We start from the raw sequence: 24,248 nt of genomic DNA on the forward strand, positions 1-24,248 counted from the left end.
GTGTTGTTCATGACAATCTCCTCATTTTGTACCTCAGCCCATAATGACAGCTTCGTTTGAGGCGGGCCATTCCATAATCATAATCATCTTGGCTTTAGTCATGCTGGGCTTGGTTTCGGGCTGTGCAATCGAGGATACGGAAAATGTCGATGTAGACGGCATTCGAAAGAACATACCACTCGAAGTGGACATTTTAACGACGAAACTGGAACCCTTGGCCGAACCCGTAGAAGTTTTTGGCACGATTGCGGCCAAGCAAAGCAGTGCAATTGGCGCTCTCGTCGAAGGACCGCTGGAGACCATGTTTGTGACGGTCGGTGACCGGGTGAAGAAGGGCCAAGCGCTGTTCCAGATCAGACAAGCAGATTATAAAAGACGGGTTGCGGAAGCATCAGCGGCGCTACGCCTGACGGAAGCACAGGCTATTCAGGCCCAGCGCCAATATGACCGCGTAATTGCGCTTGCCCCGCGAGGCTTTGTATCGAAAGCACAGGTCGAAAGGGTTGAAACAGACCTGGTCGTCGCGAAAGCGCAGGTATCGCAATCGCAATCGCTACTGGCCACGGCCAAACAAGCGCTGCGCGATACTGTTGCCCGCGCTCCATATAACGGCGTCGTTACAGCCAGATTGGTCGACGAGGGGTCCTATCTCAACAATCGCTTTTCGATGGGTGAACAATCTGCAGCCTTGCAACTACAGGAATTAGAAATAGTGGCAGCAATCGTCAGTGCTCCGCAGGCCCGGGTTGATGATTTCAAGCTCAACCAGAAGGCAAAAGTTTATATTGATGGCTTTGATGAGCCTTTCGACAGCTTTGTGTTCATCATCAATGACCGGGTTGACCCGGAATCCCGAACAGTCGAATTGCGATTGCCGATAAGAAACCCGAACTATCGGATCAGTAGCGGACTTGGTGTGCGGGCGCTAATCGAGACGCCGCCAGAATCTGCAATCATTCTTCCAAGATCGGCTGTTAAAGGTGATAGCGCGGCTCCATATATATTCCTGTTTGAGAAAGGCATCGCACGCCGAAGGAATGTAAAGGTCGAAAGCATAGATTTCGAACGGGTCAAGGTCACACAAGGCGTCCGGGCCGGCGAAAAAATCATCCAAAACCCACCATCCACTTTGCGCGATGGGCAAAAAGTAGAGCGCAAGCAAAGAAAGCCTGCACGGTAAGCTGATGTGGATTTCTGATGTCTCGATCCGGCGTCCCGTTTTTGCGACGATGGTGATTGCTTCGCTAGTCGTTCTGGGCCTGTTGAGCTTTGGGAGATTAGGTGTTGATCTGTTCCCCAAAATCGAATTTCCTTATGTTTCGGTAACAACGACTTTGCCTGGTGCGTCTCCAGATACGATTGAGACTGAAATAACCGACGTTATCGAGGAAGAGGTCAACAGCGTTTCGGGCATTCGGCAAATGCGCTCAGTCAGCGCCGAAGGTGTCAGTCAGGTGGTGTTGGAGTTTGAGTTGTCGGAAGAGGCCGATGTGAAGGCTCAGGATGTCAGGGACCGGGTGGCCAGCATATTAAGCAATTTGCCGGAAGAATCGGACGCGCCTATTGTCGAAAAGCTTGATCCGGACGCGGCGCCGATACTGTCGCTCTTGATAGCAGGAGATGCGCCGGTCCGAGAACTCACGGTCTTTGCAGATGAGGTCGTTAAAGAGAGGCTTCAGCGTATTCGCGGTGTAGGTTCTATCTCAATTGTAGGTGGGCGGGAAAGAGAAATGCGGGTCTGGCTTGATCCGGCAAAAATGCGAGCAAGCGCTATTAGCACGGATAATGTCGTTGCCGCCTTGAGAAACGAAAATGCCGAGTTGCCGGGCGGCCGTCTTGAGATTGATGGTCGCAGCAAGCAATATGGAACCAGAACATTGGCGGAAGCCAATACAGCCTCGGAATTTGGTAATCTCGCGGTAGCTTATCGGCCCAACGGACAGGTCACACGGGTCCGCGATATCGGTCGCGTGGAAGACTCGGTCGAGGATGAAACCAGCTATGCCCAATTAAATGGTCGCCCCGGGGTTGTGCTTGAGGTTCGCAAGCAATCTGGAAGCAATACCGTTGCAATGACCAGAGCAATCAAAGCGGAAATCGAGCAGATCAAGGACCAGCTGCCGAGCGGGGTTGAAATTGTTGTCACCAGAGAAACAGCGCGTTTCATCGAATCGGCCATTGGTGACGTGCTGTTTGATCTGATGATCGCAGTGGTATTGGTTGTTTTTGTCACATTCTTTTTTCTGCTCAGCTGGCGGGCAACTTTTATTGTTATGCTGGCCATTCCGACTTCCGTTATTGCAACGTTCGCTGCCTTTGCTGCGTTCGATTTTACACTTAATTTCATGACATTATTGGCGTTGACGGTGGCAATTGGATTGCTTGTTGATGACGCTATCGTCGTTGTTGAAGCTGTGCAAAGCGATGTCGATGATGGCGTTGATCCAATGGAGGCGGCACCAAAAGCAACCAAGCGGGTCGCATTGGCGGTGCTTGCTGGGACATTTGCCACATTGGCAGTGTTTGTGCCGATTGCCTTCATGGAAGGGATCGTTGGCCGCTTCTTCTTTCAATATGGCTTGGCGATTGTATTTTCGGTCAGCGTCTCATTGCTGGTGGCGCTTACCCTGTCGCCGATGCTTGCATCGCGGTTCCTGAAATCGGAGAAAGAAAAAGCAGGCTGGCTGGGTAAAATTGAAACCTTCCACGAGACCATGCGGAAGCGTTACGAAAAGCTTGTAGGTTGGTCTATCAAAAGACGATATCTCGTTTTTTTGGGAGCGATCATAAGTCTTTTAATCGGCGGTCTTTTCGCAGCAATGGTGCCCGCCACGTTCATGCCCCTCACGGACAGATCAGAGTTTCTTGCAAGTGTTGAACTTCCGCTGGGAACTGGGATTGCGACAGCTAAAGAGGCGTCGCTACGAGCCGACGAAGCGCTACGCAATATTGAAGATGTAGAATATGTTTTCGTAACCATAGGGGCAGGAACAAATCAAAAAACCAATTTGCTGGACTTTTATGTTGATCTCACACCCAAGCAGGGTCGATCAGTCAAACAGGGTGCCATCATGGACCAGGCACGCGAAATTCTTGCAAAGGCGCTACCCGAGGCCAAGGATATTTCCGCCGTGGAAGTTCCATGGGTGTCCGGGGCCGGCGTGGGATCGGCTCAGATAGAGCTTATAATTTCCGGGTCTGACCTGACGAGCATCAACGATTACGCGAACATCATCGCTGAGGAAATGCGCAATATCCCGGAATTGGTGGATGTTGCATCTACCTACGAAGGCGGCAGGCCGGAATTGCAGATCAGGTTAGACCGCAATCGGGCCGCAGATTTAGGGGTGACGGCACGGGACGTCGCAGCAGCATCGCGAACTTTAATTGGCGGGAGTGATGCGGGAACATTTGAAGCCGACGGCAGACGCTATGACGTTAGAGTGCGAGCGGATGAAGATAAACGGCAAAAGTTAAATGACATCGCCAGACTTCCGGTTCGGGCAGGTAACGGGAGTTTGGTCGACCTAGCGGCGGTGGCAGATATTGAAGTTGCCGACAGCCCAGCTCAGATTGATCGCGTGGACCGAGCGAGGCAAATCACAGTCAAGGCAAACACGCCGCCCGGCGTAGCATTGAGCGTCGCTGTAGCTCAGGTTGATAAGATTTTGGCCAAGCATCGCCCACCTGAAGGAATGTCCACCAAAATGGAGGGTATGGCGCGGACACTGGCAGACACAACCTCTGCCATATTGCTGGCCTTCGCGCTTGCCTTTGTGGCCCTATACATTGTCCTCGCCAGCCAATTTAACAGCTTCGGACAACCTGTCCTGATCATGCTTACGGCTCCCCTTTCTTTTTCCGGGGCGTTTATTGCACTTTGGCTTTCCAATCAGGAATTGAGTATGTTCGCCCAAATCGGAATGATTGCCCTGATGGGGATCGTGATGAAAAACGGGATTCTTCTTGTTGATCTTGCAAATGAATATCGGACAGGCGGTATGAGCGCAGGTGATGCAATGCAAAAGGCGGCACCCGAGCGGCTCCGGCCGGTGTTGATGACGGCCCTGGCTGCAATTTTCGGCATGATGCCGGTTGCTTTTGCTCAGTCCGATGGAGCCGAATGGCGCAATGCTATGGGCTTTATCATTATAGGCGGCTTGACTACCTCGACCTTTTTGACTCTGTTGGTCGTGCCTGCTGCTTATGTCTTGCCCGATGACTATGCGCGCCTAAAAATTCGCGTTCGCGCAAAGCTATCGGGACAATTCTGGAGAGCGCGCCGCGCTTAGTCAAATTGTCTCATCACGTTATCAACGCAACCTTTTGCAGATGCCGCTGCGACTCAGGTGATCCATATCCCGATTAACGCTCCTCAATCGGTCAATCTAAGCCAATCAAACCCCTGACGGGAAAAACTCACCGCTCTGACCAGCAGGAATTTTGCCAGCTGCTAAGCTATAAAGGCGACGTTGATATGGAGTAAGCGTGGCGAGGACCTTTCAATTACCCACAAGTCGTCGTTGGCGTGATTCCGTTCATCGCATGATCGTTGCTCGCCTGGAATCGGGCATGATTCATTCTCTGGCACCTGAAATAGTTGGCGGGGTGCGCAGTGAAAGATTCCGGTTTTGATGCAGCCAAATGGGCTGATGGTGAAGTTGATATCGTCGCATTTCGCGACAAGCGACTGGGCGAGCGGCTGCATACGATGCTTGCGCAGATGGCAGCAGCGATTGGCGCGCCGATCCCGATGGCCTGTCAGGACTGGGCGAATACCAAGGCGGCCTACCGCTTTTTGTCGAATAACGCGGTGAACGAAGGCAATATCCTCGCTGGTCATTTCCAGGCGACCCAGGCGCGCGTTGCTGCGCTTGACGGGTTTATCCTGATTTTACAGGACACCACTGAATTTTCCTATCAACGGCGCGATCCCAAACGGATTGGCGCTATTGGCCTGGCTCCCAGCCGACGCGATGAAAATGGTCGGCTGCGGCTTCATACGGTCTGCGGGCTGCTCATGCATTCCAGCCTTGCGGTCACGCCCGAAGGATTGCCGCTTGGGCTGACGGCGGCAAAATTCTGGACCCACAACAGGTTCAAGGGCACCAACGCACTGAAGCGCCGGATCAATCCCACCCGGGTGCCGATTGAAGAGAAGGAGAGCTACCGCTGGCTCGAGAATATGCGTCAGTCGACGGCCCTGTTGGGCAAGCCGGGGCGGCTGGTCCATATCGGCGACCGCGAGAACGACATTTACGAATTTTTCTGCGAGGCGCAGTCGGCCGGCACGCATTTTCTGGTCCGCACCTGTGTCGATCGTCTGGCCGGTGACGGTGGTCACACCATCGCCGACGAAATGAGCGAGGTCGCTGTCCAGGGAATGCACCGGGTCACCATCAACAAGGACGATCATGCCGACATCGAGCTACGCTATCGGCGCATCCAGGTGTTGCCACCGATCCGCAAGCAAAAACGCTATCCGTCCCTGAGCCTGACCGTCCTGCATGCCCGTGAATGTGGAGCACCTGAAGGTCGGCCCCCTATCGACTGGCGGCTTATCACTGATCTGCCGGTTACAACGCCAGCCGAAGCGATTGAAAAGCTCGACTGGTATGCTCAGCGTTGGAAGATCGAGCTTTTCCACAAGATACTCAAATCCGGTTGTCGGGCCGAGGATGCTCGGCTCCGAACCGCCGAACGCCTTGCCAATCTGATTGCGATATTCTGCATCCTGTCCTGGCGACTGTTCTGGGTGACCATGATCAACCGCGCCGCGCCTGCCGCATCACCCAGGCTCGTGCTCACCGACGTTGAAATCGCCCTGATTGAAGGCCTCGTGGCTTCCCGAAAGAAAGCGCTTATGGGCAGAACCCTCGCCGATTACGTAACCCAGATTGCACGGCTCGGCGGTTATCTCGCTCGAGCTCATGATCCGCCCCCGGGCAACATCGTAATCTGGCGAGGGTGGTCCCGCCTCATGGACCTCAAAATTGGCGCCAACCTCATCCGTTGAACTTGTGGGTAATTGAAAGGGCGAGGACACCGCCTTGTCAGCGTGATTTTTTGGTCTGAGCAGCTTTGCCGGCGGCGCGGCGTTTGGCGATGGTGCCTATCCTGAGTTTTGCGTCGCGTTCGTCGATTTCGTCGGGATCGAAAGGTTCCCCATAGCAGTCCTGGTGCCATTAGGTGACATCCTCGTGCTCGGAGTGACTGGGATCGGTGACGGCGTCGAGGAATACCTCAAAGCCGGGCGTGCCGCCGCAGTCCTCGGGCGGGGCGCGATGCTCGCCCTCGACATAGCGCGGATATTTGGTGCCGGCTTCGCTATCCTCGAGCGCTTCGAGCGTGACGATATGCTCCCAGTTGTCGCCCATGTCGTAGGTATAGAGGATCTGGCAAACGCCCCGGTCGATCAGGGTGTTGAGCCTGGTGTTTTTGGCCGCAGACAGCGCGTCGTCAGGTCAGTCCGGATCGGGCAGCCCGTATCGTTTATCTCCCACTTCCAACTCCCAGAGGTGATAATCGAGCCAGCCCATCGCGCTCTGGATGACATCGTGGAGCATCTTGAGGTTGGCATCGACTGGAACTTCGACCCGCCGCCAGATCGAGGGGTCGGTATCGGCAAGCGCGATGTGCAGGCGGGCGATAGTCTCGGTCATGCCGCCCTTCTAACTGCAATGGGGCTGACTGGCGCCACTCCAGCTGCACAGTTCCACGGCATGAGTTCGTCCCAGCGCGAGGCGGGCCAATCGCTGCCGATTTTCTCGATCACATCGGCGATATAGGCTTGCGGTTCGATGCCATTGAGCTTGCACGTTTATGCCGGAAGGCGAACTATGCCGAGCGCCAAAAGCCGCAATTCCATGCCTACCTTGCAAGCGAAACTGCGCTTCAACGGCGCTCGGCATATTTTGAGACATCAGAGCGCGTTCAGGAACTCGAGCAGCCGGTCATTGGGCTGGAATCGTTTTGCTCTCTGGCGTTCATACGGTTTGAGTTTGGCAAGTGGACTTGTAACGGTTTTGCGCCGGTCACTGATCTCATTATATCACCTTTGCTTCGAACGCCAGCGGGCTGATGCCACCCAGATATGAGTGACGGCGGCGGGTGTTGTAGAACCCGTTGATGTATTGGAAGATGGCAGCTTCGGCTTGCCGCCTTGTTTGCCACTTTTGCAGCCAGATCATCTCGGCTTTCAGCGATTTGAAGAACGTCTCGACAGAAGCATTGTCGTAACAATTTCCTTTGCCACTCATCGATGGCCGCAGGCCGTAGGCCTGCAACCTCTTCTGATAATCATAGGCACAATATTGGCTGCCACGATCAGAATGGAAGATGCAGCCTTCGGCGGGTTGCCGCTGGTTTACCGCCATATCGAGCGCCCTGATTGCCAGATCCTTCTTCATTCTGTCGCTGACCGCCCAGCCCACAACACGGCGGCTGTAGAGATCGAGAATGACAGCGAGATAGAGCCAGCCCTCGGCAGTCCATATATAGGTGATGTCGCCTGCCCATTTTTTGGTTAGGAGCAGCGGCAACAAAATCGCCGTCCAGCCAGTTTGCAGCGACACCCAGGCTTTGATTACTGTTGGTGGTCACCTTGTGCTTGCGCGTGCGAACAGGCCGGATGCCATTGACACGCATTAACCGGCCTACACGCCGCTCGCCAACATCAAGGCCTGCCTCTTTGAGCTCCATCGTCATGCGAGGACGACCGTAGCTGCCAAGGCTGAGGCCATATTGCTCGCGGATGTGCGCCAGCACTTTCATGTCACCACGCGACCGTCGACTTGTCGGTCGCGCGTGCCAGGATCGGTAACCGCGCGTCGATACCTGCATCACGCGGACAGCATCTCCACTGGCCAAACATGACGCCAGCTGTGCACAAATGCGAACCTCACGGGCGTTGGCTCGCGAAGAACTGGGTAGCCTTTTTTAATATCTCCCTCTCCTCCTTGAGGATACGGTTCTCAAGGCGTAGTCGTTCATTCTCACGGGCCAGATCGGCCTGCGGCGTGGCCACCGGATCCGTTGGCCGATATTGCGACACCCACTTGCCCAGCGTCGACAATCCAACGCCCAAGTCAGCAGCAACACGCCGCCGCGACAACCCGCTACTCACCGCAATCCGAACGGCCTCGCGCTTGAAATCTTCTGTATGTTTCTTCATCTCGTCGGTCTCCTTGTATGAGTGTTTAACTCTCAAGTGACCGGCGCAAAACCGTTACAAGTCCAATGAGCCAGTTTATAAACGGAGAGGATATCCGCGCAGTCGTCGCAAGTCTCGACCTGTGCACCCATCCACCAGATCACGTCATCGCCATTGCCACCGACTTGGGCCAGATATTATTCGGCCGGGTTCACCGCCGAGTCTCTCGACTGGCGGTAGGCCAGATGGGACGCCATGTTTTCTGGCTTGAGCCCGAAGGCGGTCTGCCGGCTGATGTCCTGGCGGTTGATCTCATCGAACTTGATGAAATAGGCCTTGTGCATCCTGTAAAAGGGAATTTCCGGATAGAGATGATGGATGAGATGGTAGTTCTGATAGACAAGCACCGGTGTCAGCAGCCATTCCCATCCATAGCGCATCGTCGTGGCCATATATGGTTCTTCATCCTGGGCGACCATCGCCGGGTAGTGCGGCAGGATCACGAAGACTACTGCGATCAGGAACAGCGTGATCCGCGAGGGCAGGAACCACAACATGAACAGCTCGAAGCCGAATCCAAAATAGATGGCCCCCACGAAAAGGGCGAGCAAAGCTGCGTAGAAACCGACGAGTTCCCTGCCGTGCTTCTTGCGAACGTTCTGGCCACGTTTGATAAAGTAATGGATATAGGCACCGTCAAAAAACATCCAGCGGAACGGTACCTGCCACCATGGCGATTCGTGTTCGAAACGGTCAGGGTCGAGTGGGCCATTGGCATAGCTGTGGTGCTTGTTGTGCACCCACCGCAAAAGCACCATCGGCGCATAGGGGAACAGGAAAAAGAGCCCGATCGCCCCGATCGTCTCATTCAGCCATTTGACTCTTGACAGGGAATAATGGGCCGCGTCGTGTATCACGCTGAACAGTAAATAGGTGATCAAACCGTTGGCGATGGTGCCGAGCCAGATAGGTATCTGCCCCGTCAGTGCCAGATACCAGACACCGCCTATACTGCCCATCGAGGCGACGAAAAGCAAGGTCGTCGGCAGCGCCAGCAGGGGGGGGCGCCGCAACTGCTCGAAATACTCTTCCTGGTTTTTTGGAAAAACACTCGCAACCATTCCACATCTCCCAAATCTTAATTTACCCATGGATTCAGCCAACTCGGTTTAGCATTTCAAGTTATGCTTTCCACTTGCCCATCGCGCAATCGCACCGATTATAAACATATGTTGTATATTATACAACTCTTATCCCACAATTCCATGGCAGTCAGGCAGCCCGTTGTCCGCCCCAAGACCATTATCCCCCTGTTGGTCGCCGATCTGAGATCAAGCAAACCGTCCGGGCAATCATGTCAGTTGTGTCGCAGGCCCAGTCGATGATGTCGCTCCACCGGGCGGAGCCGTGCAAGGTCAAGAAAGACGGGGAGAAAGCACCTGCAGGTCAGTACCCACCTCGTCCTTTCTTGACCTTCTGGTTCACGCTTTTTTCCAGCAGTCGATCGGGCACTTGAGCACGATAGCTGCTGCCATACTGCCCCCTGAGACCAACGGGTTGCTTCTATGCGCATAGAGGGCCGAGGGTGCGACAAGGTGCGCATGGGCGTCGATGACCATTGCTGATTAATCTTTCGCTAATTACCGCTTTGACGGACAATATCTGTCGCTTCAGCTGATCAATTGGTCAAATCGGATAGACCAGATATCGTGGAAGTACGGAGGTATCGAGCTCAGCCCGCCGCGATAACAGCTTCAGTTCGCCATTCTTCCCTTGCCGCACACTATCGAGATACTGCCCCGCCGCCAACACCTGGGTGATCCCGCTGTCTTTAGGCGTCATGAACACCGAAAAGTTGGATCGCATTTCCAAAGCGGTTGCATCAACGCGATCATAACTGGTGAGTTGGACGAAATGGCGGGTACGATAATCCTGAAAGGTGCCCGCCCAGATGTCGTTCACGAAGGTGACGCGATCCTCGAGCCTGGCGCGGCAGTCGTCGTACATGAAGCCAAGGGCGAGTCCGTGCTCCGAATTTTCCGCCGAACGGCAGTAGTAGGCGGCAGCCTCCTCGTCCGCGTAGTTAGCAAGCCACCCCGGCATATCCTTGCTGTCGAGCGCGTGAGCATCGGCCAGCAGCAAGGCGTTTAGCGCCGCTTCGAGTGATGTATCTGTCTTCATCATACTGTCGCCCTTTCGAACCCCATGACCGAACGGTAATATTCCCAGCGTGGCAGATTGCCGCTCTCGTCATTCTGAAGAAATTCCGATTCCAGCTTCAAAGGGTCATGCACTCCCTTCTGGAAGATGGCCGACCCTGGTGTGTGATTTCCGATGTGGATGCGATGGAAGATCGAGGCATCTTCCATGCTTATCAGACCGCACGGGCCCAGCAGATTGGAACTTTGCCGCAAGCGGTGGCGAACCATCTCCTCGTCGTCATCCTGATGCGCGAAATAGGCGTAGTGAACCTCGACTGTCGCTGCATCGATCGGTGTGGCGAAGCGCAAATTGATGACATCAAGATGTTTCGTTGAAACAAAGGTGGGAAAGAGCGAGACGATCCGGGATCCGACCGCAGGATCCTGCCCCTTGAACTCGATCAGCGACTTGTCCTTGAGCACGGAAGGCCCGGTTGCCACAGAAAGTGCCGATTCGAAACAGATGTGGCCGCGTTTTGTTACCGCAAACTGGCGACCTTTGCCGCCTTGCCAGTTGAGCATCTTGAACGCCTGATGCAACAGCGGCGCATGATAGCCATCGTTATCGGTGTACGACTTCCAGTTCGAATCATAACGAACCTTCTGGTAGCCGAGCAGCTTGAGCCGCCCGTCGCCCGCAAGCAACTCGCGCAGGCAATTCTGCGAGTCACCTAGGTATTCAAGCAGCGACTCGGTTTGCGCCGAAAGCGTCACGAAGATCAGGCCAAAAAAAATGTCGAATCGAGGCTGGGCGAGCGGATAATCGGCCTTGTTGAAGCCGGGCAGAAATTCCCGTGGGTTGGGACAACCGACGAGGTCTCCCTTGGAATCGAACAACCAGCGGTGGTATGGACATTCGAATTCCGTCTTGTTGCCCATAACCGCCGTCTCGAGTTGATTGCCTCGGTGCGAGCAGGCGTTGTAGAACACCCGCACCACGCCTTCAACGTCGCGCCCGATAAGCAACGGTACGCCGGCCAAGCGGTAGGTCTTGAAATCACCCGGGTTGGGCAATTCGCTTTCATGGGCGACCGGGTGCCATTCCGTACCGTGAAAAATGCGTTTGACCTCTTCCGCATAAATGTCCTCGCGAACGAAGGCTTCTTTAGGAATTTCATTATAATTCTTTGGCCAGGATAGCTTTATTTCCGTCATCCGCTCTCTCCCATTTATCTCATTTTTCGGCCGCGAGTGCCTTGCCAAGTTCGGCCCACATTCTGCCCGACAGGCGTGCGCCCTCGAGGTACGGTTCCGGACAAAGATGGTATGGTGGCCGAACCGGGCCAGCATTCATCCACCCACCGGCATTCATGCGCGCCTTTTCTAGCGCGATGTTGTAGGTCGAGAATTCCTTGAAGCTGCCGTTCGGGAACAGCGGAGCTGCCGTCGGTCCGAGTCGCGCCTGGAAGGCGCGTGCCGCGTTCCAGTCACCGGTTTCGCGGGCTTTCAAAATATTGTCGCGAATCGTTGTGGTCACTAACGGGTCGCACACAGAGCCGCTGGACCAGAAAGCGTCGATCGAATCGTCCATGCGGGCCGCAGCGTAATAGTCGAAGTCGATCGGCAACAACTTGATCCGACCGCGAATAGCCGAAAGGTCCGCCAGCAGGTTGCCGATACCGATATATTTGGCGGTAACGACCTGCGGAATTTCAGCTACTTGTGCCCAGAACGGCCGCGGAAAATCAAACTTGAAAGCCTCCGGATTGGCGTAGATTGCAATGTTCATCTCCGGGACGGCTTCAGCGACGTCCTTGTAGAACTGGACAGCAACGTCAAGGCTGGGCGCGCACCACATCGGAATTCCCAGCATCGTGCCATCCGCGCCGAGTTCAAGCGCTTGCCGGGTCAATGCTACGGTGTCGCGGGTGTTGATGCAGGTGGTGCCGACGAATATCGGCACCCGGCCGGCCGCAGCATCGACCAGCGCCTTCATGAAATCGAGCTTTTCGTCGTGGGTCATGGTCGCCGCTTCGCCAAGCGTCCCCATACTGAGAATCCCGTTGATCCCCGCGTCTATCAGGCCGTTCACCACGCGCGCAGTTTCATCGAGATCGACCGTATTTGTCGCTCGCCAATCCGAGGCTTTATCCTTCGCCGGAGTGGGAATAATCGCCCAAGCGCCTTTGACGTCACCAGATTTCATAAGTGTACGTGTCATCTTCGTAGCTCTCCTAGAATTGAGTCCGGTGATTGCTGCCGCAGCGTCCAGACGTTTTACATTGTGTAATGCTTTTCCTTGCATGCCATAAAGCGCGAGTATAAACAAGACAGTCATTCGACCTTGCTTATCGTTGCATGAGTTCGAGAAGGAGGAGCAGACTGAACATGACTTTAGCCAGACGGTTCGAAAACCAAGTCGCGGTTGTGACAGGCGGAGCTCAGGGTATCGGGCTGGCCACGGCCCAGCGCATGGCTGAAGAAGGAGCGACCGTGATCGTCGCTGATCGAGCGGCTCAAGCCACGCAAGATGCGGTCGATCGCCTGCGGGAAAGTGGTGCCGATGTCCACGCCGCCATCGTCGACCTCGAGAGATGCGAAGGAGCGGTCGAACTGTATCGAACGGTGGCCGATCGTTTCGGCCGGATCGACGTTGCAGTCCACAACGTAGGCGGCACGATTTGGGCCAAACCTTACTGGGAATATACCCCGAACGAGATCGTGTCTGAAATCAACCGTTCGCTGTGGCCGACACTTTGGTGCTGCCACACGGTGGTGCCGTACATGCTCGCGGCCGGTCGCGGTTCAATCGTCAATATCGGTTCAGTGGCCACGCGCGGCGTGAACCGGGTTCCCTATGCCGCCGCCAAAGGCGGGGTTGCCGCACTGACCGCAGCCTTGTCGCTGGAACTGGAAGCCAGCGGCGTGCGCGTGAACTGCGTTGCGCCGGGCGGGGTCAACGTTACCCGGGTCACTCCGCGCGATCCTGCACCGATGAGCGAAACCGTCAAGGCTGGTTTTGTTGGGGTGATGGAGCAGACCATGCGCGACACCCCGATGGCCCGCTTCGGCGAACCCGAGGAACTGGCCGCAGCGATCTGCTTTTTTGCCTCTCGGGAGGCGTCGTATGTCACCGGGCAGACACTCTTCGTCGCGGGAGGTGGCATTGGATAAGACCGCTGCCGCGCCGCCCACGCGCTATCAGGCAGTCTGCTTGAGCAACTCGCGCAACGACACGTTCGCATCAGCAAGCCGATCCGCGCTGGCGCTCACCCGCCGTTCGACCAGCCGCTTGCCAATCCCCATATCGGGCGCGCGTTTGACTGTCAGGACACCGTCAATGGTATCGCCGGACAGAAAGAAAGCGACGAAAGCGTTGCTTTCGATATCGCCGCGAAGGACAACCTCGGCCTGCACCGGAATTTGTCCGCAGAACTGGATGTTCAGATCGAACTGGTCGCTCCAGTACCACATAGGCTTGCAGTAGTCGACTTCGTGACCAAGCATCGCCAATGCCGCAGCCTGGGCCTGGTCGGCTGCGTTCTGATAGGTTTCCTGCCGGAAGCGTCCGCCAAAAAAACCGTCCTGTTCGGCCACGTCACCGGCGGCAAATACCGCCGGATTGCTGGTCTGGCATCGACGGTCGACGACGATCCCATTGTTTACAGTCAACCCGGCATCGACCGCAAGCGAGGTTGCAGGAATGATCCCCACGCCAACGACGACGGCATCACAGGGGATGACGGTGCCGTCGTCGATCTCGACGGCGGATACGCCGCCGTCCGCGAACTTGAAACCCGTTACGCCCCGGTTGAAATGGGTCTTGACCCCGCGCTTGCGGTGCTCTTCGCCCAGCCATTGGCCGAAGCGCTTGCCCAGCGCCCGTTCCATCGGAGCCGCCATCGGTTCTACGGCAGTCACTTCGCAGCCCAGCTTGATCGCGCTGGCAGCCACTTCGGCTCCGATCACGCCCATGCCAACGATCACCACCCGTGCGCCCGGGCGAAGGTCGAGAGCCATTCTGGAGGCGTCGTCACGGGTGCGCAGATAATGGACGTTGGCGCAATCGGCTCCCGCCAAGTTCAGCTTGCGAGCGTGTCCGCCAGTCGCCAGCAGCACCTTGTCGGCGGCGACCATTCGCCCCCCGGACAGACGCACTCCGCCCGCAGTCAAATCGAGCGCTTCGGCACGGGTGTTGAGCAGCAGGTCGATCCGGTTGTCGGAGTACCAGTTCTCATCCTGCAGGAAAAAATTGTCCGGCACTTCGGCGGGATTCCACAGGAACTCCTTGGACAGCGGCGGGCGTTCGTAGGGCCGCCAAGGCTCCTCACCGATGAGGGTGACCCGGCCGTCAAATCCTGCCTGCCGCAGCGCTTCCGCCGCTCGCCCACCCGCGAGATTGGCCCCTACGATAGCAACTGAACGCATTTTACATCTCCCAAATTCCTGACCCCGTCCCGCCCTTGGTTCTGCCGCGCGAAAACCTCACTGTGTTGCAATTTATACAATGCATCGCAGAATAGTCAACGCCCCGACGGTCTAGTCGCAACCGTGCATTTTCTCAACCTTGTAAGAGAGCTGTCGACGCGTCAGCCCCAAGTCTCGGGCCGCTTGTGCAACATTGCCGCCAGCGGCTTCAACAGCAGCCCGCACCATGGCATCTTCTATGGTCGAGAGCGTTTCGCCATTCTGGCGAAGCAAGCCAACCAGCTGACAAATCGGGGACGGCTCTTCCTGCCTCGGCTCCGATTCGTCGATGCGGCCATCATGGGTCAGCGTCATGCCGCTTCGAATGCGCATTCTGTCAGACCCGATGAAAAGGTGGCGCAAATCGATAGCACCAGATTCGTCGGCCAGCAGCACAGCGCGCTCAACCATCCGCTCCAATTCCCTAACGTTACCAGGGTAATCGTGCATTAGCAGCGCGTTAATCGCTCGTGCCGTAAAGCCGTCAACGGTCCGCCCGTGACGCTTGGCATATTTGGCGCGGAAGTGTTCCATAAATCCCGGTATGTCCTCACGCCGCTCTCGCAGTGGCGGAACCCTTATAGGGAGTGTTGAAATGCGGAAGTACAAGTCGGCACGAAAGGTCCCTTCGTCCATAGCGGCCTCGAGATCGACGTTGGACGCCGCGATCAGGCGGACGTTTACCTGGATGGTCCTGGTGTCACCCACACGCTCGAACTCGCCTTCCTGGATGGCCCGCAGGACTTTGCTTTGTGCTAGGGGCGAGAGCATCGAAATCTCGTCGAGAAAGAGCGTACCGCCGTCGGCGAGTTCGAAACGTCCCGGCCGGTCTGCCCCGGCTCCAGTAAAAGCGCCCTTGGCCACGCCGAACAGTTCGGCTTCGATGAGGCCTTCTGGAATGGCCGCGCAATTGAGCGCGACGAACGGCGCATCATTGCGTAGGCTCAGCCGGTGCGCCAGCTTGGCAAACACCTCCTTGCCGACACCCGTCTCTCCAAGAAACAACAGGCTGGCATCCGTTCGTGCCGTGCGTTCGATCAGGTTGCGTACTGCGTTGAACCCTGCCGATACCCCTGCGACGAAATGTTTGTCTTGGTGCCTGGACACTGCCGGATCGAGTGGAACCGCATTCGTTTCGGCATCGTCCAGCCCCGGCCATTCCGCTTCCGGCTTGCCATGGAGCAGGCAGGCTGGATGGCCCATTCCTTGGCACTCGATCTCGCGCATTATTATGGGCTGGCCTGCGAATGTGCTCGCAAAACCGCTGGCAAAACCGGTTTGCAGCCAGCACACCGGATCGGTGTGGACGCCTTCGGTGGCGAGATGGATCCCGGCTTCAATAGAATCGTGTACCAGAAACCGGCCTTCAAAATGTCCGTTCTCGGTATCGGTCTCCAAAGTCTCGATTTCTGTCCAGCCGAACCCGGTCACTGCGTGGGCTTGTGGTCCGACCGCAAAGGCATCGAGGAAACTGCTGCCGGGCCGCAAATGTTTTGCTTCAACCGCGCAACGCGAGCCTTCTGCGAAGCCTAGTTCCCAGAACAGCCTACGCGCTTTGACAAGGCCCAGTTGAACGACCAGTTCGTTGCGCAACATGGTCAGTGCGGAATTGCTCAACAATACGCAGCGTTCGCTGTCACGCCAGATGCGTCCTTGCTCAGGCGAGAACCGCAGTCGGCTGGTAAGGTCGGTATAGGCCGGAAGATGTTTCATGCCGCACCATAACAAATATGTGAACCGAGCGCTATATTATCTCGCTAGAAATGACAAATATGTCAATCTGCAGAAAGGTCAATCAACGAGCTATTGGTTATAATGATGGAAACAGCCTGGTTTTCGAAACTGGCACATTTTGTGCATGGGAAAGCTGTAACTCAAGATAGGCTGACCGAAACCCAGCGGCAACGAGTGAGTGGAGAGAGCAATGACGGATGTTTCCGAACTGATCGATACGGCAACGGGTCGGCAATCGCGGACGATTTACTCGAGCGAGGAACTCTACAAGCAGGAGCTCGAACGCATTTTCGGTCGCTGCTGGCTTTTCCTCGTTCACACCAGCCAGATCCCCAAAGCCGGTGACTATTTCCGCACCTTCATGGGCGAGGATGATGTCATCGTCATTCGCCAGAAAGACGGATCAATCAAGGCGTTCCTCAACAGCTGCACCCACCGCGGGAACCGCATTTGCCGCGCCGACCGCGGCAATGCCAAGGCCTTTACCTGCAACTACCATGGCTGGTCGTTCGCGCCGGACGGGTCGCTCGCCGGGGTTCCGCTGGAAAACGAGGCCTATTTTGGCGAGCTGGATCGCAGCAAGCTGGGCCTGGTTCAAGTAACCCATGTTGCCGAATACAAGGGCCTCGTTTTCGGCTGCTTTGACCCCGACGCGCCCTCGCTCGAAGATTATCTGGGCGATGCGAAGTTCTTCCTCGACGTCTGGCTGGATGCGATGCCCGGCGGAACTTCGCTGCTCGGCGAAACCCAGAAGATGGAACTGGGCAGCAACTGGAAACTGCCGGTGGAGAACGTCTGCGGCGATGGCTATCATCTCGGCTGGGCGCATGCCGGGGCGATGACGGCGGTCCAGTCCATGGACCTGTCCGGCCTCAGCGTCGGCAATTCGAGTGCCAACCTCGAAGGCGGACTTTCCGTCGCCGGGATGAACGGCCACATGGCGCTGACCTCGCTCGACGGGGTTTCGGGCTACGCCTTTTACCCCGAACCGAAGACCATGCTGGACTATCTCGAGGCCAATCGCCCAACGGTTATCGAACGGCTGGGCAATCTGCGCGGTGAACAGCTCTGGGGTTCGCAAATCAACATCACGATCTTTCCCAATCTCCAGTTCCTGCCGGGCCTCAACTGGTTTCGGGTCTACCATCCCAAGGGTTCGGGCCGGATCGAGCAATGGACATGGGCGATGGTGGAAAACGACATGCCCGAAGAGATACAGGCGGCGATCCTGGACAATCAGTGCTTGACCTTCGGGCTTGCGGGCCTGTTTGACAATGACGATGGCGATAATCTTGCCGCCTGCACCGAACAGTCCCGTGGCTGGCGGACGGCACAAATGGACGTATTCACCAACATGGCTCTCAACCGTTCGGGACCACGCGAAGGCTTTCCCGGCGACATCGCCGCCGGATTGGTGAGCGAGCACAACCAGCGTTATTTCTACCGCCGATGGCAGGAGCACATGCAGGCTGACAGCTGGGCTCAGGTTCCTACCTACAACATCAACCCGCTAGCCGCTCGGGAGACAGTCGATGCCTGAGCTGAGCGTCGCTCCGGTGCCGTTCGAGAGTCTCATCGCGCTCACACAACGCCTGTATCACGAAGCGCGCCTGCTCGATGCCGAACGCTTCGAGGATTGGCTGGCGCTGTTATGCAACGATGTGACTTACCGGATGGAGCTCAAGCGGCGCCGCTTCCGGGCGGATCGGTCGCCCCCAGCGGCAATCGGCACGGGCGTTATTTTCAACGAGAACCTTGCCCGCCTTAAACTCAGGATAGATCGCCTGCGCTCCGGTTTTGTATGGGCCGAGGATCCGCCCAATTTCGTGCGGCGCGTGGTTTCGAACGTCGAAGTCGAGCCCGTAGATACCGAAAGCGAGGCGATCGTGCACTCGGTAATCGTCATTCACCGCAACCGCATCGACGGTCTCACGCGTGTGTTCACTGCCGGTCGCACTGATCGGTGGCGCAACGGGGCGAATGGCTGGAATCTGTTAGCGCGCAACATCACGCTTGACCATGCGGTGCTACCTGACAGCAACATCAACGTGTTTTTTTAACATGAAATTACTAGGAGAAAAATGATGCGAATTGAGCGGATCGGCCGGGAGCCGGAATTTTCACGTTACATGGATCTCAAGGAAGGCTGGCTCGATCGCCGGATCTTCAGCGACGCCGAGATCTACGAGGAAGAACTTTACCGCATCTTCGCGCGGTCTTGGCTGTTCGTTGCCCACGAAAGCCAGTTGCCCAAGGCTGGCGATTTTCTGACCACCCATATGGGCGAGGATGCAGTTATCGTCGCGCGCCAACCCGATGGCTCAATCAAGGTATTTCTCAACTCCTGTCCTCATCGCGGCAACAAGGTATGCTTTGCCGATGCCGGAAACACCCGCCGGTTTGTCTGCAATTATCACGGCTGGGCCTTTGATACCGGCGGTGAACTGAAAGGCATGCATGAGGAATATTGCTACGACGATAACGATATCGATCGACAGAAAAACGGCCTGAAGCAGGTTTCCAGGGTTGGCAGTTACAAGGGCCTTGTCTTTGCGACATTTGCCGATGATGGTCCCAGTCTCGATGCATGGTTGGGCGACTTTCGCTGGTACCTCGACATGTTGCTTGACAATGAGGATGGCGGCACTGAACTGATCGGCGGCTGTATCAAGTCAGTGATGAACGCCAACTGGAAGTTCGGTGTCGAGAACTTCGTCGGCGATGCGTATCATGCCGGCTGGACCCACGATTCCGGCTGCCGTTCGATGAACAACGGTGAGCCCTTCCCGCCTATCGACATGGAAAATTCATACCATGCTAGCGTTAACGGCCACGGATGGGAGTTCGGCACCGAAGGAGTCGGCGACCTCTTCCTTTTGGGCCGACCGAAAGTTCTCGAATACTATGAAAAGATCCGTCCCCAGATGGCGCAACGGCTGGGCGAGATGCGCTCCAAGATATTCGGATCGGTCGCCTCCGCCTCTATTTTCCCCAACGTGTCGTTCTTGCCTGGTATTTCCACCTTCCGGCAGTGGCAGCCCAAAGGTCCGATGGAGTTCGAGCTCAAGACCTGGGTGATCGTCAACAAAGCGATGCCCGATGATATCAAGGATGAGATCACCAAGGGGGTCATGCAGACATTCGGCCCCGGGGGCACGTTCGAGATGGACGATGGGGAAAACTGGAGCAACTGCACCACCGTCAACCGTGGGGTGGTTACCCGCCACGAACGCCTGCACTACCGCTGCGGCATATCACGCCAGATCGAGCACGATACCCTGCCGGGTATCGTCTACCGCGGCCAGTATAATGACGCCAACCAGCGCGGCTTTTACCAGCGGTGGCTGGACATGATGGAAAACGACAAACTGGGAGCAATGCCGAACCGCCCGGAACCGCGCCTGACCGGCGTTGGTGATACACGCGACCTCCCCGGCTTGTTCGCGCTCTGAAAAAGGATCAACCAATGACACAGACCGCTACAATGGAACGCCCGCAGATTGGCCATAGCGCCTCGCTCGAGCTGACGCATGCCTTGACCCAGACGGTCTATCGCGAAGCGCGCATGCTCGACGACGAGAAATATGTCGATTGGGTCAAGATGCTGGCCGACGACTTGCTTTACCACATGCCTGGCATCGAAACGCGCTATCGCCGCGACACGACGGACCAAGTCAACGATCTGACCCGGATGGCCTATTACAACGACAACCTGACCGAAATCAAGAAACGGCTTTCGCGGCTGGAAACCGGTACGGCCTGGTCCGAGGATCCAGCCACCCGATACACGCACATCATCACGAACGTCGAGGTAGAGTTGACTGAAAAGCCAGACGAACACCGCGTTTTTTCCAACTTCTATGCATATCGGAATCGCAATGAGCGTGAGGAAGATTCACTCATCGGCAGCCGTGTCGATATCTGGCGCGAAGCAGGAGATGCATATCAGTTGGTCAATCGGCGGATCGTACTCAAGCATAACGTTCTGCCCAGTAAAAACTTGAACATCTTCCTTTAGGCTTGCGGGGGCGTGAAATCCGAATGCAGTCGCAATTCGCGTCGCTACCCATGCTTTTTCCGTCGGAGGCATTCCTACGGGCGAACACTAATTTTAACCGGTCCCCGCAAGCCTGCGGACCGGTCGGATCGGAGACGAAAAATGGACGCACTTCGATATTATCTTGTGCCCGCGATGACCTTGACGGGTGTTGTTGGCTTTGTCCTTGGCGGCGAGTTTGTCTGGCTCGGCTTTGGCACCTTCCCTGTGCTGCTACTGCTCGACATTGCACTACCGAGTGACAGAAAAATGCGCGCGCGCGGCATTTCGTTCGCCGCCAATTTTGCGATCTATCTGCAGCTACCTCTGCTGATCGGGCTCTATCTGGCTTTCGCCAACTCGGTAAACTCCGGCACAGATCCGATTTTAGACGGTCAAGCGGCGGGTTGGCAGATTGCGGGATCAATCGCCAGCCTTGCTTGGCTTTCTGCGGTTCCGACCCTGCCCGTCGCACACGAGCTGATGCATCGTCGGCATTGGTTTCCGCGCGCTGTCGCAAAGGGGTTAAGCGCCTTCTATGGCGACCCCAATCGCGATATTGCGCACATTGTCACCCATCATGTCCACCTCGACACGGGCAAGGATAGCGACACGCCATTGCGAGGGCAGACGATCTACAGCTTCGTGCTTTCGGCGACGTGGGGCTCGTACAAGGACACTTGGGAAAAGCAGGCCGAGATCCTCTCACGTCTGGGTCATTCGAAGGGTAGCTGGCGCAATGCCATGTGGTTACAACTGGTGCTGGTTGGCGCAATCATCGCAGTGATGACCGTTCTCGCTGGCCCTATTGCCGGCCTGGTGACGGTCGCGGCGATGTTTTTTGCCAAGATGCTGGTCGAAGGCTTCAATTACTTTCAGCATTACGGCTTGCTGCGGATCGAGGGCGAGCCGATCGCCAAGCATCACGCCTGGAACCATCTTGGCATGATCGTGCGTCCGATCGGGGTGGAGATTACCAATCACATCAACCACCACCTCGACGGGCACACCCCTTTCTACGAGCTACAACCCGAGCCCGAGGCACCGCAGATGCCGTCATTGTTCTTGTGCTTCCTGTGCGGAATGGTCCCGCCGGTTTGGCACAGGTTCATTGCCCAGCCGCGCCTGAAAGATTGGGACCTGAGGTTTGCATCGCCCAGCGAGCGGAAACTGGCACGAGCGGCCAACGCGTTGGCAGGCTGGCCGCAGTGGCTCGACAGTCCACCTGCATGAAGATGAATCCCTCCGATCGTCTTCATGCCACCTGAGCGTCATCCCCTAAGGATGACGCTCACTTTTCTTTTCACCCTCAATCCAGCACAGTAGGTCGCCTTCATGTTCTCCTTCCTGAAAAAACCCGAGCTTAACAAGGTGACCTTGGCATCCGAAGCTCGGACGTTGCTGGTCGCCCGAGACAAGACCCTGCTCGAAGCAATGCTCGCCGAAGGACTGGCGATGCCTCACGATTGTAAAGTCGGCTCGTGTGGAACCTGCAAATTCAAGCTTGTGGACGGTAGGATACGCGAACTCAGTCCATCTGCATTGGCTCTGGAACGCGACGACCTGTCGGCCGGGTACAGGCTTGCTTGCCAAGCGTTACCACGGTCGGACCTGACTATTGCGCTCGACGCTCCCCTGTTGAGTCAGCAAACTGTCGAAAATTATTCCGCGACGATCGTCGCGTCCCCTCGGCTTTGTCCGGATATAATCAATCTCATTGTCGAGCTTGACCGGCCGCTTTCCTTTACCCCTGGCCAGTACGCCGATCTGAGCGCGCCCGGCATCGACGGTCCACGCAGCTATTCCTTCGCTTTCGCACCCAAGGCCGGGCCGGCCCGGCAGTTGCAGTTCCATGTCCGCCATGTTCCGGGAGGCACTTTCACCGACTGGCTGTTCGGAGGTGAGCGTATCGGAACGCAGTTGATGGTGTCAGCTCCCTATGGCGAGTTCCACCTCAAGACGAGCACCGCGCCAATGCTCTGCATCGCTGGAGGTAGCGGCCTCGCGCCGATCATGGCCATCTTGCAGGAAGCTCTTGCGAACGGCGCGAATCGGCCGGTTGTCCTGTTATATGGCGCAAGGAGCCAGGCACATCTTTATTGCCTCGATGGAATCGGCGAACTCAAAGCCGCCTGGAATGGGCCGTTCGAATTTAGACCGGTCCTGTCCGAAGAGGCTCCTGATAGCGCCTGGGATGGCGCACGTGGGCTGGTGACGCAGCAGATCGCCGGACTACTGGATAAGGCGCTATGCGAGGCCTATCTGTGCGGTCCGCCCGCGATGGTCGACCTCGCCGAAGAAGAGTTACTCAAAGCCGGCGTGTCTCGCGATACGATCTCTGCAGATCGTTTCCTCGATCGCAGCAGCGCGCGGTAACCGCAGAGACAAAATGGCCTTTGCGCCAAGCGCGGTCTTGCACCCAGGGCAACAATGCCAAGCCGGGCCCTAGACAGTGATACACCGCCGCCGAGTCAGTTATCGACCCGGATCATCTTGCCAACCATTTCCTGGATATCCACCTTTTCGGTGTTGTCGAGCAGAACTGCAACGCGGTTCAAGGTAGCAATAACCGACGTGTACTGACCATGCGCGTAAAAGGCGTCGATCGGATAGACGACTGTCTTGTCGACCGGCGCACGATGGTAGCTCAGCTGGCCGATCCCGTAAATTGCGAGCCCCCCGGCTTCGGCGTGAGCCATCATCCGTTCCGCACGATCTCTTGTGAGATTGCCGCCGAATTCGGCTAGTTGGGGAGGAGCGACGGCCGGCCCGAAGTGCGTCGGTTTCCACCGCGCGGCTCCAATGACTCCCGAAATGACGAGCAAGTCGGAAAATGGAAATTTCTCAGCCATGGCATCTCTCCTTTTGTCGTGTGCTTGATTCTAACGACCCTAGCTCTGTGCAGAGTGTTCACCCGTCCGGACGTTTGCCGATTCCGATACCGCCATCGCTCAAAAGCACCGTTCCGGTCATGTACGAAGAGTCCCGCCGCGAAGCCAAAAGGGCGTAGAGACCCGCATGATCAGCAGGTTCGGCGATCCGTCCAAGCGGGGTCATGCTGGAAATCAGATCGTCAAGCCCGGGCATCTGTTCCATCTTTGTCTCTGAAAAGCCACCGGTCTGGGTGCCGCTGAGCGGGGTCCGTGTCCCTCCAGGCGCAACGCCATTGACTCTGATGTCCGGTGCCAGTTCCCAAGCCAGCTGTTTTATCAGCCCGACCACAGCGTGTTTGGAAGCGACGTACAGAGTACCGCCGCCTCCAGTATAATAACTAGAGGTCGAGGCTGTGAAAATAATACTCCCCTTGACCTTCCTGAGTTCAGGGATAGCTGCGTGAGCACCAAGAAAATAGGCCTTCAGGTTGACATCGAAGATTTCGTCAAAGACCTTGCCTAGCTGTTCAGGCTCCTGCTGTTCGAGCGGGACCATGAAATCCCAGATGCCAACGTTTCCGACAAACACATCGAGCTTGCCGAAAGCCGCCACGGTTTCCGTCACCGCGCGGGCATTGTTTGCGTAGGAGCGCACGTCTCCTGTCACCGCGATGACGCTGTGCCCATGCCGCGAACGAACCAGTTCTGCCTGTTCCGCGTCCTTGACGAGCACGCCGACCTTGGCACCTTCTTCGATATAGCGCGCGACAATCGCCGCACCGATCCCGGTGGCGCCACCTGTCAGTAGCGCCACCTGTCCATCAAGCCTTTTAGACAATTTTCTC

The 24,248-nt window shown here is 56.5% G+C and carries 19 protein-coding genes and 2 pseudogenes; 10 read left to right on the forward strand and 11 right to left on the reverse strand.

Annotation, left to right across the window (positions count from 1 at the left end; all coding sequences use genetic code 11):
- Positions 1 to 100: 100 nt before the first annotated feature.
- The 3 genes from V7676_RS14380 to V7676_RS14390 all read left to right on the forward strand — a co-directional run bounded on the left by V7676_RS14380 (position 101) and on the right by V7676_RS14390 (position 6,016).
- Complete coding sequence (locus tag V7676_RS14380) at positions 101 to 1,180, forward strand: efflux RND transporter periplasmic adaptor subunit (protein WP_164089020.1); 1,080 nt, start codon at positions 101 to 103, stop codon at positions 1,178 to 1,180.
- Positions 1,181 to 1,184: 4 nt separating this feature from the next.
- On the forward strand, positions 1,185 to 4,292 hold the full coding sequence (locus V7676_RS14385) for an efflux RND transporter permease subunit (protein WP_100093399.1): 3,108 nt from the start codon (positions 1,185 to 1,187) through the stop codon (positions 4,290 to 4,292).
- A 323-nt stretch (positions 4,293 to 4,615) separates the two neighbouring features.
- The gene (locus V7676_RS14390; protein WP_100093398.1) at positions 4,616 to 6,016 is read left to right on the forward strand and encodes an IS4 family transposase; all 1,401 of its coding nucleotides are present in this window, start codon (positions 4,616 to 4,618) and stop codon (positions 6,014 to 6,016) included.
- Positions 6,017 to 6,185: 169 nt separating this feature from the next.
- Here V7676_RS14390 and V7676_RS18860 read toward each other — a convergent pair whose 3' ends face one another.
- From V7676_RS18860 to V7676_RS14420, 7 genes and pseudogenes are all read right to left on the reverse strand, one after another.
- Positions 6,186 to 6,452 carry a plasmid pRiA4b ORF-3 family protein gene (locus V7676_RS18860; RefSeq protein WP_206170115.1) on the reverse strand — a complete coding sequence of 89 codons (267 nt, stop codon included), beginning with the start codon at positions 6,450 to 6,452 and terminating at the stop codon, positions 6,186 to 6,188.
- Between the two features lie 206 nt (positions 6,453 to 6,658).
- Positions 6,659 to 6,820, reverse strand: a pseudogene (locus tag V7676_RS14395) (transposase domain-containing protein); the annotation flags it as partial.
- Between the two features lie 226 nt (positions 6,821 to 7,046).
- Positions 7,047 to 8,173 (reverse strand): annotated as a pseudogene (locus V7676_RS14400) (IS3 family transposase).
- 176 nt (positions 8,174 to 8,349) lie between these two features.
- Positions 8,350 to 9,273: a fatty acid desaturase gene (locus tag V7676_RS14405; RefSeq protein WP_100093396.1), complete on the reverse strand. Its 924-nt coding sequence runs from the start codon at positions 9,271 to 9,273 to the stop codon at positions 8,350 to 8,352.
- 565 nt (positions 9,274 to 9,838) lie between these two features.
- The gene (locus V7676_RS14410) at positions 9,839 to 10,336 is read right to left on the reverse strand and encodes an aromatic-ring-hydroxylating dioxygenase subunit beta (protein WP_240616894.1); all 498 of its coding nucleotides are present in this window, start codon (positions 10,334 to 10,336) and stop codon (positions 9,839 to 9,841) included.
- Positions 10,333 to 11,508: an aromatic ring-hydroxylating oxygenase subunit alpha gene (locus V7676_RS14415; protein ID WP_100093395.1), complete on the reverse strand. Its 1,176-nt coding sequence runs from the start codon at positions 11,506 to 11,508 to the stop codon at positions 10,333 to 10,335. The genes V7676_RS14410 and V7676_RS14415 overlap by 4 nt, the downstream gene beginning before the upstream one ends.
- Positions 11,509 to 11,527: 19 nt before the next feature.
- Complete coding sequence (locus tag V7676_RS14420) at positions 11,528 to 12,514, reverse strand: dihydrodipicolinate synthase family protein (protein WP_100093394.1); 987 nt, start codon at positions 12,512 to 12,514, stop codon at positions 11,528 to 11,530.
- 167 nt (positions 12,515 to 12,681) lie between these two features.
- Between V7676_RS14420 and V7676_RS14425 the strand changes: the two genes are divergently transcribed.
- Entirely contained in the window at positions 12,682 to 13,467 is a 786-nt protein-coding gene (locus tag V7676_RS14425; RefSeq protein ID WP_100093393.1) for a 1,6-dihydroxycyclohexa-2,4-diene-1-carboxylate dehydrogenase, read from the forward strand.
- A gap of 27 nt (positions 13,468 to 13,494) precedes the next feature.
- Here the strand turns inward: V7676_RS14425 and V7676_RS14430 are convergent, their stop codons facing one another.
- Positions 13,495 to 14,721, reverse strand: a complete 1,227-nt coding sequence (locus V7676_RS14430) for an NAD(P)/FAD-dependent oxidoreductase (protein ID WP_100093392.1) — start codon at positions 14,719 to 14,721, stop codon at positions 13,495 to 13,497.
- A gap of 111 nt (positions 14,722 to 14,832) precedes the next feature.
- Entirely contained in the window at positions 14,833 to 16,473 is a 1,641-nt protein-coding gene (locus V7676_RS14435; RefSeq protein WP_100093391.1) for a sigma-54-dependent Fis family transcriptional regulator, read from the reverse strand.
- Positions 16,474 to 16,684: 211 nt separating this feature from the next.
- Between V7676_RS14435 and V7676_RS14440 the strand changes: the two genes are divergently transcribed.
- The 6 genes from V7676_RS14440 to V7676_RS14465 all read left to right on the forward strand — a co-directional run bounded on the left by V7676_RS14440 (position 16,685) and on the right by V7676_RS14465 (position 22,906).
- On the forward strand, positions 16,685 to 18,034 hold the full coding sequence (locus V7676_RS14440) for an aromatic ring-hydroxylating oxygenase subunit alpha (RefSeq protein ID WP_100093390.1): 1,350 nt from the start codon (positions 16,685 to 16,687) through the stop codon (positions 18,032 to 18,034).
- The gene (locus V7676_RS14445) at positions 18,027 to 18,554 is read left to right on the forward strand and encodes an aromatic-ring-hydroxylating dioxygenase subunit beta (protein WP_100093389.1); all 528 of its coding nucleotides are present in this window, start codon (positions 18,027 to 18,029) and stop codon (positions 18,552 to 18,554) included. Before V7676_RS14440 ends, V7676_RS14445 begins: the two co-directional genes overlap by 8 nt.
- Positions 18,555 to 18,575: 21 nt before the next feature.
- The gene (locus tag V7676_RS14450) at positions 18,576 to 19,946 is read left to right on the forward strand and encodes an aromatic ring-hydroxylating dioxygenase subunit alpha (RefSeq protein ID WP_335660399.1); all 1,371 of its coding nucleotides are present in this window, start codon (positions 18,576 to 18,578) and stop codon (positions 19,944 to 19,946) included.
- Between the two features lie 14 nt (positions 19,947 to 19,960).
- On the forward strand, positions 19,961 to 20,512 hold the full coding sequence (locus V7676_RS14455; protein ID WP_100093387.1) for a 3-phenylpropionate/cinnamic acid dioxygenase subunit beta: 552 nt from the start codon (positions 19,961 to 19,963) through the stop codon (positions 20,510 to 20,512).
- Positions 20,513 to 20,653: 141 nt separating this feature from the next.
- Entirely contained in the window at positions 20,654 to 21,763 is a 1,110-nt protein-coding gene (locus V7676_RS14460) for an alkane 1-monooxygenase (RefSeq protein ID WP_100093386.1), read from the forward strand.
- Positions 21,764 to 21,901: 138 nt separating this feature from the next.
- Positions 21,902 to 22,906: a 2Fe-2S iron-sulfur cluster binding domain-containing protein gene (locus tag V7676_RS14465; protein WP_335660400.1), complete on the forward strand. Its 1,005-nt coding sequence runs from the start codon at positions 21,902 to 21,904 to the stop codon at positions 22,904 to 22,906.
- Positions 22,907 to 23,001: 95 nt separating this feature from the next.
- Here V7676_RS14465 and V7676_RS14470 read toward each other — a convergent pair whose 3' ends face one another.
- Both V7676_RS14470 and hcaB read right to left on the reverse strand, forming a co-directional pair.
- The gene (locus V7676_RS14470; RefSeq protein WP_100093384.1) at positions 23,002 to 23,382 is read right to left on the reverse strand and encodes a hypothetical protein; all 381 of its coding nucleotides are present in this window, start codon (positions 23,380 to 23,382) and stop codon (positions 23,002 to 23,004) included.
- A gap of 58 nt (positions 23,383 to 23,440) precedes the next feature.
- A complete protein-coding gene (gene hcaB, locus V7676_RS14475; RefSeq protein WP_335660401.1) occupies positions 23,441 to 24,241 on the reverse strand; it encodes a 3-(cis-5,6-dihydroxycyclohexa-1,3-dien-1-yl)propanoate dehydrogenase in 801 nt (266 codons plus the stop codon).
- Between the last annotated feature and the right edge of the window lie 7 nt (positions 24,242 to 24,248).

The sequence above is a fragment of the Parasphingorhabdus sp. genome, from assembly GCF_036963805.1.
Lineage (GTDB): Bacteria > Pseudomonadota > Alphaproteobacteria > Sphingomonadales > Sphingomonadaceae > Parasphingorhabdus.